This window comes from Palleronia pelagia, assembly GCF_900110115.1.
Lineage (GTDB): Bacteria > Pseudomonadota > Alphaproteobacteria > Rhodobacterales > Rhodobacteraceae > Palleronia > Palleronia pelagia.
Genome location: NZ_FOCM01000004.1, coordinates 384,720 through 398,768 on the forward strand (window position 1 = coordinate 384,720; position 14,049 = coordinate 398,768).

Annotated in this window: 11 protein-coding genes and 2 tRNA genes; 11 read left to right on the forward strand and 2 right to left on the reverse strand. The window is 65.6% G+C overall.

Features of this window, described 5'->3' with window-relative positions:
- Window positions 1–51: 51 nt before the first annotated feature.
- Together BMX96_RS11250 and BMX96_RS11255 are read right to left on the reverse strand one after the other, a co-directional pair.
- Window positions 52–1,281, reverse strand: a complete 1,230-nt coding sequence (locus BMX96_RS11250) for a calcium-binding protein (protein ID WP_091845569.1) — start codon at window positions 1,279–1,281, stop codon at window positions 52–54.
- A 148-nt stretch (window positions 1,282–1,429) separates the two neighbouring features.
- Window positions 1,430–1,504, reverse strand: a tRNA-Thr gene (locus tag BMX96_RS11255).
- A 136-nt stretch (window positions 1,505–1,640) separates the two neighbouring features.
- On the opposite strand from BMX96_RS11255, the gene BMX96_RS19630 reads away from it, so the two are divergent.
- The 11 genes from BMX96_RS19630 (at window position 1,641) to BMX96_RS11310 (ending at window position 13,983) form a co-directional block, all read left to right on the forward strand.
- Window positions 1,641–1,799, forward strand: coding sequence for a hypothetical protein (locus BMX96_RS19630; protein WP_175481720.1), 159 nt, complete (start codon window positions 1,641–1,643; stop codon window positions 1,797–1,799).
- Window positions 1,800–1,808: 9 nt separating this feature from the next.
- The gene (gene murA / locus BMX96_RS11260; RefSeq protein ID WP_091845570.1) at window positions 1,809–3,080 is read left to right on the forward strand and encodes a UDP-N-acetylglucosamine 1-carboxyvinyltransferase; all 1,272 of its coding nucleotides are present in this window, start codon (window positions 1,809–1,811) and stop codon (window positions 3,078–3,080) included.
- Window positions 3,077–3,541 (forward strand): DUF2948 family protein, encoded by a 465-nt coding sequence (locus tag BMX96_RS11265; protein WP_091845571.1) that lies wholly within the window; start codon window positions 3,077–3,079, stop codon window positions 3,539–3,541. The genes murA and BMX96_RS11265 overlap by 4 nt, the downstream gene beginning before the upstream one ends.
- Window positions 3,542–3,645: 104 nt before the next feature.
- Window positions 3,646–4,947 carry a histidinol dehydrogenase gene (hisD, locus tag BMX96_RS11270; RefSeq protein WP_091845572.1) on the forward strand — a complete coding sequence of 434 codons (1,302 nt, stop codon included), beginning with the start codon at window positions 3,646–3,648 and terminating at the stop codon, window positions 4,945–4,947.
- Complete coding sequence (locus BMX96_RS11275) at window positions 4,944–5,408, forward strand: UPF0262 family protein (protein ID WP_091845573.1); 465 nt, start codon at window positions 4,944–4,946, stop codon at window positions 5,406–5,408. Before hisD ends, BMX96_RS11275 begins: the two co-directional genes overlap by 4 nt.
- Window positions 5,409–5,500: 92 nt before the next feature.
- Window positions 5,501–5,719, forward strand: a complete 219-nt coding sequence (gene infA / locus BMX96_RS11280) for a translation initiation factor IF-1 (protein WP_007205486.1) — start codon at window positions 5,501–5,503, stop codon at window positions 5,717–5,719.
- Window positions 5,720–5,777: 58 nt separating this feature from the next.
- The gene (locus BMX96_RS11285) at window positions 5,778–6,353 is read left to right on the forward strand and encodes a Maf family protein (protein WP_091845624.1); all 576 of its coding nucleotides are present in this window, start codon (window positions 5,778–5,780) and stop codon (window positions 6,351–6,353) included.
- The gene (locus BMX96_RS11290) at window positions 6,350–7,390 is read left to right on the forward strand and encodes a ribonuclease E/G (RefSeq protein WP_073130457.1); all 1,041 of its coding nucleotides are present in this window, start codon (window positions 6,350–6,352) and stop codon (window positions 7,388–7,390) included. Before BMX96_RS11285 ends, BMX96_RS11290 begins: the two co-directional genes overlap by 4 nt.
- The gene (locus BMX96_RS11295) at window positions 7,387–7,560 is read left to right on the forward strand and encodes a DNA gyrase inhibitor YacG (RefSeq protein WP_091845574.1); all 174 of its coding nucleotides are present in this window, start codon (window positions 7,387–7,389) and stop codon (window positions 7,558–7,560) included. Before BMX96_RS11290 ends, BMX96_RS11295 begins: the two co-directional genes overlap by 4 nt.
- A 91-nt stretch (window positions 7,561–7,651) precedes the next feature.
- A tRNA-Phe gene (locus BMX96_RS11300) sits at window positions 7,652–7,726 on the forward strand.
- Window positions 7,727–8,127: 401 nt separating this feature from the next.
- The gene (locus BMX96_RS11310) at window positions 8,128–13,983 is read left to right on the forward strand and encodes a Hint domain-containing protein (RefSeq protein WP_139210042.1); all 5,856 of its coding nucleotides are present in this window, start codon (window positions 8,128–8,130) and stop codon (window positions 13,981–13,983) included.
- The last annotated feature ends 66 nt before the right edge of the window (window positions 13,984–14,049 follow it).

Below are 14,049 nucleotides of genomic sequence, written 5' to 3' on the forward strand. Positions count from 1 at the left end.
TGCGGACCTGCCCCTGCTCGTTGCCGAAATACTCGACCGTGACGCCCGAGGTCATTCCCCGAAGTCGATTCCGTCCAGATCGCTTCCGGTGGTCACACCCTCGCCGCCGATGACGGTGTCCGCACCGTCGCCGTCGTTGATGACGAACAGGTCGCCATCATCGCCGCCGTACATCAGGTCTTCGCGTTCGCCGCCGTCGATGGTGTCGGAACCGGCATCGCCATAGATCGTGTCGTCGCTCAGCCCATCGCTGCCGCTATCGATGATCAGGTCATCGCCGGCGCCGCCATAGATCGTGTCGGTATTGTTCCCGCCATCCAGCGTGTCGTTGCCGTCGCCGCCTTCCAGGATGTCGGTGCCGCCATCGCCTTGCAGGTTGTCGTTGCCGGACCCACCCGCCAGTGAGTCATTTCCTCCCTCGCCGTAGAGGGTGTCGGCTCCGTCCCCGCCCAGAATGGTATCGGCACCATCGCCAGCCCAGACCATATCGTTGCCTGCGCCGCCATCGATATAGTTGGCGCCGGAAAGCTGGACATCGGCCTGATCATCGATCAGGTCGTTGCCGTCTCCCCCGAAGACGGTATCGTCCCCCGTTCCGAAATAGATCGTGTCGTTGCCGCTGCCGCCGGTGACCGAGTCCGCACCGTCGCCGGCCGAGATGGAATCGGCGCCCGCGCCGCCGGAAATCGTATCGTTCCCCGTGCCGCCGACCAGCGTGTCATTCCCGTCCTCGCCATCAAGACGGTCGTTGTCGGCGCCGCCATCCAGGTAGTCGCCCACCGACGATCCATAAAGCGTGTCCGATCCGCCTTCGCCGTAGAAGGTATTGCTATCGGCGGCGGAATTGATGCCCCCGGCATCGTCGATAACGTCGTTGCCGTCGCCGCCGTAGACCGTGTCGTTCCCCGCGCCGGACAGGATCGAGTCGTTCCCGCCCCCTGCGTTGACGACATCGTTTCCGGTGCCGGTACTGAAGCTCTCGGCGCCGCTCGATCCCGTGATGGTGTCATCGCCCGGGGTGGACCGCAGGTCGTTGAAATAACCGAAAAGCGTGGTTCCGCCGAGCGTCGCATCGTAGGTGCCGCCGGCAGCGTTGTCGCCCACGCTGAAGGTCGTCGTCCCGTCCGAAATGAACAACTCGCCGGTCTGGTAGTCGATGTCGATCGAATACCCGGAACCGAGCGCGGTGAAGTCGAGGACATGGCCCGTCGCAGACTCGGAAATGCCTGACCAAAAGGCCGGGCTGTTCCAGTTGGACGTTGTGACTGAATATGTCGCCATGAAATGGACCTACTGCGCGCAAGTCCCTGTGTAAGCTCCGAAATCGCTCCCATTGGGAAGACAATACGGCGGGAAGCTGACGATTGGCTCGCAATTTTCGGTCGCGAGATTGCAACGCGGGCGACGGGACGTTCGGGGGAAGATCCGATGGTGCTGCCGGAGAGATTTGAACTCTCGACCTCTCCCTTACCAAGGGAGTGCTCTACCCCTGAGCTACGGCAGCGGACCCGTTCGGTGGCGGGTGCATAGACGCGATGCGAATGTGACGCAAGAGGGTTGGGCGGGCTTTTTGCGGGGCATTGCGTGGGGGCGCGCGCGGTCAACTGGACCCCTCTCCGGCCATGGGCTAGGACGGGCGTATGACAGACGCGCGGAAGCCCCAACAAAAGCCCAGCGACGCCGAGTTGCGCGCCCAGCGCTTGAAGGCCGCGCTCAAGGCAAATATGGCCAAGCGCAAGGCGCAGGCGCGCGCCCGGAAGGCCCCCGAAGGCCCCTCCGACGACACTTCCGAGCAGTAGGACGACCCGATGGACTCAATTCTCGTCAAAGGCGGCACCGAGCTTGCGGGCGAAATCCCCATCGCCGGCGCAAAGAACGCGTGCCTCACGCTCATGCCCGCCACGCTTCTGAGCGACGGGCCGCTGACCCTGACCAACGCGCCGCGGCTGTCGGACATCCGCACCATGACCGAACTCCTGCGCAGTCTCGGGACCGAGGTCACGACGCTGCAGGACGGCCAGGTTCTGGCGCTGTCGTCCCACGCGCTGAGCTCGACCCGCGCCGATTACGACATTGTTCGCAAGATGCGCGCCTCGATCCTGGTGCTGGGCCCGCTGCTCGCGCGCGAAGGCCACGCCGAGGTTTCGTTGCCCGGCGGCTGCGCCATCGGCGCGCGCCCCGTCGACCTGCATCTCAAGGCGCTCGAGGCGCTGGGGGCCGAGCTGGACCTGCGGGACGGCTACGTCCACGCCAAGGCGCCGGCCGGCGGGCTCCAGGGCGGCGTGGTCGACTTTCCGATCGTGTCGGTCGGCGCTACGGAAAACGTGCTGATGGCCGCGACGCTCGCCCGCGGCACGACCACCATCAAGAATGCCGCGCGTGAACCCGAGATCGTGGACCTGGCCCGCTGCCTGCGCGCCATGGGCGCCCGGATGGACGGCGAAGGGACCGACACGATCACGGTCGAGGGTGTCGACACGCTGGGCAGCGCGACCCACCGCGTGGTCACCGACCGGATCGAGCTGGGCACCTACATGCTGGCCCCCGCGATCTGCGGCGGCTGGGTCGAATGCCTCGGCGGATCCATCGAACTGGTGGGCGCCTTCTGCGAGAAGCTGGACGCCGCCGGCATCTCGGTCGAGGAAACGCCGAACGGCCTGAAGGTCAGCCGAAAGAACGGCCGCGTGCAGGCCGTGGACGTGACGACCGAGCCGTTCCCGGGCTTCCCGACAGACCTGCAGGCGCAGATGATGGCCCTGCTCTGCACCGCCGAAGGCACGAGCGTCCTGCACGAGACGATCTTCGAGAACCGTTTCATGCACGCGCCCGAGCTCATGCGGATGGGTGCGCGGATCGACGTGCAGGGTGGCACGGCGCGGGTCACGGGCGTCGAGCGGCTGAAGGGCGCGCCGGTCATGGCCACCGACCTGCGCGCCTCGGTTTCGCTGATCCTCGCCGGGCTGGCCGCCGAGGGCGAGACGACCGTCAACCGCGTCTATCACCTCGACCGCGGCTACGAGCGGGTGGAGCACAAGCTGGGGGCCGTCGGCGCCCACGTGGAAAGGATCGCAGGACAGTGACCGAAGACGCCCGTTTCGAAGACGCAAGCCCCGCCCCCCTGCGGCTGCGCGCCATGGATGCCGAGGACCTGCAGGTGATCTCGTCGCTGGTGCAGGACGCCGTTTTCCCCATCACCGAGATGACGTGGCAGCGCAGCCAGCGCCGGTTCGCCCTGCTGATCAACCGCTTCCGCTGGGAAGACGCGGCCGTGGGCCGGGCCGAGCGGGTGCAATCGGTGCTGGCGTTCGAGGACGTGCAGGCGGTCAAGACCAGCGGGATCGACCGCGGCGACCGTGACCTGGTGCTGTCGCTGCTGTCGATCACGCTGGAGCCCGGCGAGGACGGCACCGGCCGCGCGATCCTGTGGCTGGCGGGCGACGGGGCGATCGCCGTCGATGTCGAGGCGCTGGAAGTGTCGTTGCGCGACGTGACCCGGCCCTACCTTGCGCCGTCGGGCAAGGCCCCGCAGCACGGTGAGTGACCGCCTTCAAGCGCGGCGCGACCAAGGTCGATCGACCCGCGACACCGCCGGGCTTGAGGCGGGTGCGGCACGGCGCTAGACCGTCGCGCGAAAGGATTTCCGCCATGCCGCACCGTCTGAGCACGGACGCCCCCGATTTCGAGACGCGCTTCGCCCAGCTTCTCACCCTGAAGCGCGAGGACAGCGTGGACGTGGATGACGCGGTGGCCGCGATCATCGCGGACGTGCGCAAGCGCGGTGACGCGGCGCTGATCGAGCTGACGCAGAAATTCGACCGCGTGCGGCTGACCTCCGACACGCTGGCCTTCACCGAGGCCGAGATCGACGCCGCCATCGCCGAGATTCCGCCCGAGGAGCGCAGCGCGCTGGAACATGCGGCCGCACGCATCCGCGCCTATCACGAACGCCAGATGCCCGAGGACAGCCAGTGGACGGATGACGCCGGGGCGACGCTGGGCTGGCGCTGGGGCCCAGTGGATGCCGCCGGGCTCTACGTGCCGGGGGGGCTGGCCTCCTACCCGTCCTCGGTGCTGATGAACGCCATTCCGGCCAAGGTCGCAGGGGTCGAGCGCCTTGTCGTCACCGCACCCACGCCCGATGGAAAGGTGAACCCGCTGGTGCTGCTGGCCGCGCGACTGGCAGGCGTCGACCGGGTGCTTCGGATCGGCGGGGCGCAGGCCATCGCCGCGCTGGCCTACGGCACCGAAAGCGTGCCGCCGGTGGACAAGATCACGGGGCCGGGCAATGCCTATGTCGCCGCCGCCAAGCGCCGGGTCTTCGGCCGGGTGGGCATCGACATGATTGCCGGGCCATCCGAGATCCTCGTCATCGCGGACGAGGACAACGACCCCGACTGGATCGCGCTGGACCTGCTCAGCCAGGCCGAGCACGACGAGTCGGCGCAGTCGATCCTCATCACCACCTCGGCCCCGCTTGCCGACGCGGTGGCCGGCGCGGTGGCCGCACGGCTGGAAACGCTGGAGCGTCGCGCCATCGCCGGCACGAGCTGGGAGGCCAACGGCGCCATCATCGTGGCCCGCGACTTGGGCGAAGCCGCGGCACTGGCCGACCAGATCGCGGCCGAGCACCTTGAGCTCTGCGTGGCCGACCCGCAGGCGCTGGCCGCGAATATCCGCCACGCGGGCGCGATGTTCCTGGGCAAGTGGACGCCCGAGGCCATAGGCGACTATATCGGCGGCCCCAACCACGTGTTGCCAACCGCGCGGTCGGCGCGGTTCTCGTCCGGCCTGTCGGTGATGGATTTCCTCAAGCGCACCACGATGGCCCAGATGACCCCCGCCGCGCTCAGCGCCATCGGCCCCGACGCCGCGACGCTGGCCCGGTCGGAAAGCCTTGAGGCCCATGGCCTCAGCGTGCAGGCCCGGCTGGACCTGCTGAACCGATGAGCCGTCTCTACAAGGTCGAGATCGACGAGACCGGGCTGCCCGTCCCGTCGGCGGAAATGGACCAGGAGCGCCGCGTCGCGATCTTCGACCTCGAGGAAAGCAACAGCTTCGCCCTTGTCGACGGCCCCGAGGGCGCCCTCGCGCTCACCCTAGGCATGCAGGCGGGACAGGTCCGTTTCGACCTGGCCAACGACGCCGGGCGCAAGGCGGACGCCTTCACCCTGTCCATCGCGCCGCTCACGCAGGCGATCAAGGATTACGCCACGCTGTGCGACAGCTATGCCGAGGCGGTGAAGACCCTGCCCCCCGCCCGGATCGAGGCCGTGGACGCCGCGCGGCGCGACATTCACACCGAGGCCGCGCGTCAGCTGCAGTCGGCCCTTGCGCCGCATGTGACGGTGGACGCGGCAACCGCGCGCCGGCTGTTCACCCTGATCTCGGTCATGGCGCGCGACGATTAGGCGGGTACGGCGAATCCGGCTTGAATTAGGACCGCTTTCGCACCATTTAGTGCCATGCCCCGAACTGGCGGGGCGGTAAAACAGGATTGACCATGGCCAAGGAAGAACTGCTCGAATTTCCCGGTGTCGTAAAGGAACTCCTGCCGAACGCGACATTCAGGGTCGAGCTGGAAAACGGCCATGAGATCATCGCGCACACGGCAGGCAAGATGCGCAAGAACCGCATCCGCGTTCTGGCCGGCGACAAGGTTCAGGTGGAGATGACTCCGTATGACCTGACCAAAGGGCGCATCAACTATCGCTTCAAGTAACGGGGCCCGAACGGCCCCGCTATCCAAGACCACGAGGACCCGCGCGATGGGGGACAGTCTGCGACTGGTTCTGGGCTCGGGGTCGCCCCGGCGGCGCGAGCTTCTGGCGCAGATCGGTCTGACGCCGGCCGATATCCGGGCTCCGGATATCGACGAAACCCCTTTAAAGGGCGAGCTGCCGCGTCCCTATTGCGCCCGCATGGCCGAAGAAAAGGCCGCCGCCGTGACCATCGCGACGGACGAGGTCCTGCTTTGCGCCGACACCACCGTCGCCATGGGTCGCCGCATTCTCGGCAAGCCTACGGACGAGGCCGAGGCGCGCGATTTCCTCGCCCGCCTGTCGGGCCGTCGCCACCGGGTCTATACCGGCGTGGCCGTGCGCCGCGGCGCACAAAGCTGGTCGCGCACGGTCGAAAGCACGGTGAGGCTCAAGCAGCTCTCCAAGGATGACATCGACGGCTACATCGCCACGGGCGACTGGCGGGGCAAGGCGGGTGGCTACGCCATCCAGGGCCCCGCCGCCGTGCTGGTGGCGTGGATGCAGGGCAGCTTCAGCGGCGTCGTCGGCCTGCCGCTGCACGAGACGGCGAACCTTCTACAGGCCGCCGGACTGCCGATCTGGGGGGCACGATGAAGGGTCGCAGCGTTCATCTCGACAGCTGGAACGGCCGGCTGGCCGCCGCCATGCTGGTGGACGGTCAGCTGGACGACCTGCTGATCGCCCCGCCCGACGATCGGCCCCAGCCCGGCGCCATCTACCGCGCCACGGTCGACCGCCCGCTCAAGGGCCAGGGCGGCGTCACCGTGCGCCTGCCCCACGGGCGCGGTTTCCTGAAGAAGGCCAAGGGCCTTGCCCCCGGGCAGGATCTCGTGGTGCAGGTCACCGGCTACGCCGAGCCGGGCAAGGCGCCGCCGGTTACGGCCCGGCCTCTGTTCAAGTCGCGCCACGTGATCGTCACCCCGGATGCGCCCGGCTACAACGTCTCTCGCAGCGTCCGCGACGACGACCGGCGCGACGCCCTGCTCGCCATCGCGCACGAGGTCGCGGGACCGCCGGACCGGATCGGCCTGATCCTGCGCTCGGCCGCCGCCGAGGCCGACGATGGCGAAATCGCCGAGGACATCGCCGCCACGCTCGAGCTGGCCGAACAGTTGCAGACCGACAGCGGGACGGGCCCCGAACTGCTGTTCGACGGTCCCGACCCCCACATGCTGGCCTGGCGCGATTGGCCGATGCCCGACGCGCTGTTCGGCGAACCGGGCAATTTCGTCGATCACGGCATCCTGGACCATATCGACCTGCTGGCATCGTCGCACGCCGAGCTGGGCAGCCACGGCTGGATCAGCGTCGAGCCGACGCGCGCGCTGGTGGCCGTGGACGTGAATACCGGCGGGGACAGCTCGCTGGCGGCCGGTCTGAAAACCAACATCGCCGCCGCGCGCGCCCTGCCCGCGCAGCTGCGCTGCCGTGGCCTCGGCGGCCAGATCACCATCGATTTCGCCCCCTGCCCCAAGAAGGACCGGCGCACGATCGAGCAGATCCTGCGCGCGGCCTTCCGCACCTGCCCCGTGGATACGGTGCTGGCCGGCTGGACGCCGCTGGGCGCGTTCGAGCTGCAGCGCAAGCGCGACCGCCTGCCCCTTCACGAACTGCCCGAGGTGCATCCATGAGCTGCCCGATCTGCGCCAAGCCGACGGACCAGACCTACCGTCCCTTCTGCTCGCGCCGCTGTGCCGACGTCGACCTGGCGCGCTGGCTGAACGGCAGCTACGCGGTGCCCGCGGAAGAGGACGAGGACTGGTCGAAGGACCCCGACAAGGACGTCGGCAAGCCCCATTGAGGCCATGCAAAAATCTGCGTCCGCCCCTCTGGACCTTTGCCCGGAGCCCGTCTAAACCGCACCCACCCGAGGGGCTTCGCCCCTGACCCGTGCCCGGGTAGCTCAGGGGTAGAGCAGTGGATTGAAAATCCTCGTGTCGGTGGTTCGATTCCGCCCCCGGGCACCAGTTCTTCTCACGAGGTTGCAGTCCGTCAGTAGAGCAAGTGCGCTTTTTGGGCATGCTGTCAATCGCACGACGTCAAGCCACCTATCCGCTGACCAATAGTGCGGGCGGCCGACGCTAGCGGCAACCAATAGCAAGGTCCGCAAGAAACCGTTAGCTGCCAAGTCCACTGGGGCGTGGGCCAGTTGCTCTTCCTCGCGCTTGTGAAAGATCATCTACAGTGACGACAAGATCGGAGATCTACTTATCTGCGATCACCAAGCGAAGGTCGACAACTTCGAGCAAATCGGCTGGCATGCTGCCAAGACCCACCGCTCTCCTTAAAATCGCCACAATCCAAGCCGCCATTCTGCCCAGAAACTGTTCTCAAACTGAGAACCAAATCAGCGTCTGGGTTGGTTCTGTTGACCATCTACACGGTCACAACTTCGAACTGGAACAGCCCGGCCTTTTGGTCGGGCATTTCCGAGTCGTCGGGTGGTCATGAGCTCGACTTCTGGGATCTGCCTGCAAGCTATACCGTCGAAGTTGATCTCGAAGCCGGAGAGCTGACCCTCTCTGACGGCACCACGACGTTTACCGTGGGTGATACAGCGGCGACAGGCACCTACGACGTCACGCTTGGCGGGGCCACGCAATTCAGTTTCTTCAATCTGGTCTCAACTTCCCAGGGGCAAGATACCCTGTTGGGGACCGATGCAAGTGAAGAGTTCTACGGCGGCGACGGCGCGGACCTGATCGAAGGTCGGGGAGGTGACGATGCGATCTTCTTCTGGAGCGGCGACGACACGGTCTTCGGCGGGGATGGCAATGATCTCATCGAAGACCGGAGCGGCTTCAATTACACCGGTGAGAATTCGTTGGATGGGGGCGCAGGCAACGACACTGTATTTGCCGGTGGTGGCAACGATATCCTGTTGGGCGATGCCGGAGCGGACTCCCTTATCGGCGAGGACGGAAACGACGTGCTGGTCGGTGGCGCGGGGGGTGACGCGCTGTCGGGCGGCAGCGGCACGGACACCGCTAGCTACGAAGGCTCAAGCGCGGCGGTCTCGGTCAACCTCGACACCGGCAACGCGTCGGGCGGCGATGCGTCGGGCGACACGCTCAGCAGCGTCGAGAACCTGACCGGATCGTCTTTCAACGATACGCTTACGGGAGATGCAGGCAACAATCGGATCGAGGGCGCTGACGGGTCCGATTTACTTCGGGGCGGCTCGGGCGACGATACCCTGATCGGCGGCGACGGCGTGCGCGACACACTGGATGGAGGTGCGGGCAACGACAGCATTGAAGGCGGCGCCGGACAGGATGCCGTATTCATCAATGAAAACGACGGGATCGATACGATCGATGCGGGCGGCACCGCCGAGGATGCCGTCGGCGATTACCTCGATCTGAGGTCCTCTGGCGCCGACGGTGTCTCGGTCACCTTCGATACCACAGACGGAAGCGGAAGCTACGCGTATCTTGGCTCTGGGTCCAGCTTGGGCACATTTTCGAATTTCGAACAGGTATTCACCACCAACAACGATGATTTCATCGACGCCACGGCGACCACCGGAAACGGAACCTATGTGAATGCTCGCGCCGGTGGCGATACCATACTTGGCGGCATCATCGGCGAGACCTTCGATGGCGGCGACGGTAACGACAGCCTCGATGGCGGCGGCGGCGGCGACACGCTCGTCGGGGGCAACGGGAACGACACGCTGCTGGGCGGGCTGGGTGACGACTCGATCCTCGGCGGCGACGGGGTCGACTCGATCGTCGGGGGCGACGGCAACGACACCATCGACGGCGGGGACCGCACCGACACCATCCGCGGCGGGGCCGGAAACGATCTGCTCATCGATACCGGCGACGCCTCGCTCAGCGACGACACCATCTACGGCGAGGCGGGCAACGACACGATTGCGGGCGGCGTGCGCGAGGATCTGCTTGATGGCGGGGACGACGCCGACGATTTCCTGATCGACGACGCCTTCGGCGCGGACACCATCATCGGCGGCGAGGGCGTGACCACCGGGATCGATCGCGACCGGATCGACTTCAGCGGGATGGCCGCCTCGGGGGTCGCGCTGACCTATACCGCCGCCGAGGCGGGTTCGGCCACGGCGGCAGGCGACACGCTGACCTTCACCGGGGTCGAGGCGATCACGCTGACCAATCTTGCCGACAGCGCCGATGCCACGGCCCTGTCCGTCGGGGTCGAGATAGACGGGCTTGGAGGCGACGACACGCTGCTGGGCGGCGGCGGCACGGACACGCTGCTGGGTGGCGGCGGCAGCGACGTCCTGAGGGGCGGCGACGGCAACGACAGCCTCGATGGGGGCGCGGGTGACGACCTGCTGACCACCGGCCAGGGCCAAGACACACTGCTGGGCGGCGACGGCAACGACACGCTGATGAACTCGGCCGGCGACGACAGCCTGGTGGGCGGCACCGGGGACGACAGCCTGGTGGCGAGCGCGGGCAACGACACGCTGGAAGGCGGCGCCGGGTTCGACACGCTTTACGGGGGCACCGGCGACGACAGCCTCGACGGCGGGGCGGATGACGACCTGCTGGTAGCCGACATGGCGGGCGTCACCTTCAACGCCACCGGAACCGACGGCGTCGGGCTGGCCTCCGGAATTGCCGATTTTCCCACCACGCAACTGAGCTACGAGATTACATTCAGCTCGACCATGCCGCTGGATGATCTGCCGCTCGGCTCATATGCGGTCAGTGGCTCAGGCAACGAGTTCATGCTCGAAGTCGTAGGCGGGAATTTCACCTACTATGTCGACGGGGGCTCACCAGTCGACACCGGCATTTCCGCGGCTCCCTATTTCGACGGCAACCCACACACCGTCGGGATCACTTGGGACAGCGCCACTGGCGACGTCAGGATCTATGGCGACGGCACAGAGATCTTCTCGGATACCCACGCCGCCGGTAGCACGCTGACCCAGGGTGGCACATTTGTGTTGGGACAGGATCAGGATGAAGTCGGCGGTGGATTCGATCCAACGCAGGTCTTCATTGGCACGATTTATGGCACGCGGCTCTACGACGATGTCCGCACTTCGCCAGAGATGCTCGATGGCGCGCTCGGCCCCATCGCAGACACTTCCGACGCGAATCTGATCGCCAACTGGGTCGCCGATACGGACGCGGCGACCTTCACCGACACGACCGGTAGTCATTCGATGGCGATGTCGGGCGACGTCGCCGCACGTTGGAGCGCCGGGGCCGACACCCTGCTAGGCGGCTCCGGCGCGGACACGCTTTACGGCGGTGGCGGCGCGGATACGCTCGATGGCGGCTTTGGGGCCGACGCCATCGACGGTGGCGAAGACGCCGACACGTTCCTCGTCAGCGATGGGTTCGGCAACGACACGATCACAGGCGGCGAGGGAGTTACCTCGGGCACCGATCACGACAGGATCAACCTTTCTGATCTGTCCGGCCCCGTCACTGTCAGCTACATCGGTGACGAGGCCGGCACGATAACCGATGGGACCGACACGGTCACTTTCTCCGAGACCGAAGCGCTCATACTGACGGGCTTCGACGATTACCTGGACGCGACTGCCGACACGACCGGCACGGGTATCGACGTGCAAGCGGGCGCAGGTAACGACACTATCGTCGGCTCAGACGAGGAAGACCTGGTAGACGCAGGAGCTGGTGATGACATCGTCTACACCGGTGCCAACAATGACACCATCGAGACGGGCGACGGCTCGGACACGATCTACCTCGACGACAGCGACGGTGGGTCGAGCAATGTCCTCACCGACGGCGGGACAAGCGGGATTGACCGGATCATTCTGGCAACAGGATCTGGCAGCTACCGAATTCAAGGGACATTCTCGGACGCGCAAGGCTTTGAAATTATCGACGGCAGTGGCGCGAGCGGCGATGTCTTGGGCACGCAGGACGCCTTTGCGAATTTCGACTTCACGAATGTGACTTTGCTTGGTGTCGACGGGATCGAGGGCACGGCCCAGGCCGATACGATCCTCGGCTCGGCTGCGGCGGACTCGATCGACGGCTTGGACGGGTCCGACAGCCTGTCCGGCGGCTTGGGCGATGACACGATCAGGGGTGGTCGCGGCGATGATACCCTGGCGGGCGGCGACGGGGCCGACCGTCTTGACGGGGGACTGGGGTTCGACACGGTGTCGGGCGGCGATGGTAACGACACGATTGTCAGCGTCGGCGACGACACCCTGTTCACATCCTACGAAGACCTGGTCGCGGGCCTTTCCGCCACCACGCATATCCGGTTCGAAGAAACGGCTGGCGGAACGGCCGCGGACTCCATCGGCGCCAACGATGGCACCGTTTCGGGCGGCGTCAACCTGAGCGCGACGGGCGTGGACGGCAGCTCGTCCGCGGCCGACTTTTCGGGCTCCAACAGCACGGTCGGTCTCGGAAACGCGGCGAGCCTTAATCCCTCGGTCGGGACGTATCAGTTCTGGGTCAACCCCGCCACGGTCAACGGCTTCCTGCTGGATAGTTCCGCCAACACCGAAGCCGAGGGCATGCGGGTTCAGATGAACGCCGGCCAGATCGAGGTCACGTTCTACGATGGCGGCGACAATCTGATCCTGCAAAGCAGCGGCGGCGCACTGGCCGCAGGGTCGTGGTCGCATGTCGCCATAACCTGGGACGGCAGCAACGTTCGGCTGTTCGTCGACGGCATCGAAGAGGATAGTGCCGCATCAGCCTTCAACGTCTCTGGAAATACGAATGACCTTGTCCTCGGCGCGAAAGACGACGGCGGGTCTTTCAACAGTTTCTTCGACGGGCGGATCGACGAGTTCGGGGTTCACAACACCGCGCTGACCGCCACCGAGCTTGCGGATTTGACGGCGGCAGGGCCCGCCGGGGGTCTTATCGAGATCCAGCCGGACAGCTATGATGGCGGCCTTGGCAGCGACATGGTGGATTATTCCGCCTCGACCGCCGCGGTGGATGTAAATCTGGCCACGTTCACGGGTGTGGGCGGTGCCGCCGAAAGCGACAGCTACACCGGTATCGAGAATGTCACCGGATCGGCATTCGCGGATTCCATAACCGGCGACGCCGCCGACAATGTCCTGCTTGGCGGCGGCGATGCCGACACGATCTCGGGCGGCGACGGCGACGATTACATCGATGGCGGCGCGGGCGATGACGTGCTGTCCACCGGGCTGGGGCAGGACACGCTGATCGGCGGCGACGGCAACGATACTCTCACCAACGCCGCGGGCGACGATAGCCTGGTGGGCGGGGCGGGCAACGACAGCCTGGTGGCGACCGATGGCAACGACACGTTGGAAGGCGGGGATGGAAATGACACGCTCGATGGCGGCGCCGACGACGATAGCCTAACTGGTGGCTTGGGCGATGACAGTCTCACCGGCGGCACCGGAGACGACATCTTCGTCTACGCCCCTGGTGACGGCAACGACACGATTACCGATTTTAACACGGGTAATACGGGCACTCTCTCGGACGGGGACAGCGCCAATAACGATTTCATCGATCTCAGCGCATTCTACGATGACATTTGGGAACTCCAAGGCGACCAGGCCGATGATGGCATTCTGAACCAGTCGAACAGCACGGACATAAATGGAAATGCGGTCGATTATTCCGACAACACCTCCATGGGGTCTGGGAGCCTTACATTCTCTAGGGCGTCCGCCGATGGTTCGTCGTTCACGTCGGAAAATACTGGTGTCGTATGCTTTGCCGCACGCACGCGCATCGAGACAGGTCGAGGTAATGTCCCGATCGAAGACCTCCGGGTCGGCGATCTGGTCATTACCTTGGATGATGGCCCCCAACCAATCGAGTGGATTGGATCTCGTCGGGTAAGCCGACACGAACTGGCGGCGCGCGAGAACCTTCGCCCGATCCTTCTGAAGCGCGGATGCCTGGAGTTGAAACGTGATCTTCTCGTCTCGCCGCAGCACGGTATGTTGGTCGGCGACAATTTGGTCAGAGCGAAACACCTGGTGAAACATCTTCGCGGCTGTCGCATCGCGCATGGGAAGCGCCATGTGACCTACTTTCATCTGATGTTGGCCAAGCACCAGATCCTGTTCGCGGAAGGTGTCCCCAGCGAAAGCTTCTACCCCGGTCCGACCGCCGTGAAGATGATGTCACCCCGGGCGCGCGACAGCCTCTTTGAGACATTTCCGGAGCTTCAGCACGCCAAGACCAAGACGGAGGTCGCTGAGATCTATGGGAAACCGGCTTATCCATATTCAAAGCCATAAGCTTCAATCCTAACAAGGTTCTCGGGCTGGGCCACTGGGTCCCGCCGGCGAGATGAGAACGCAACC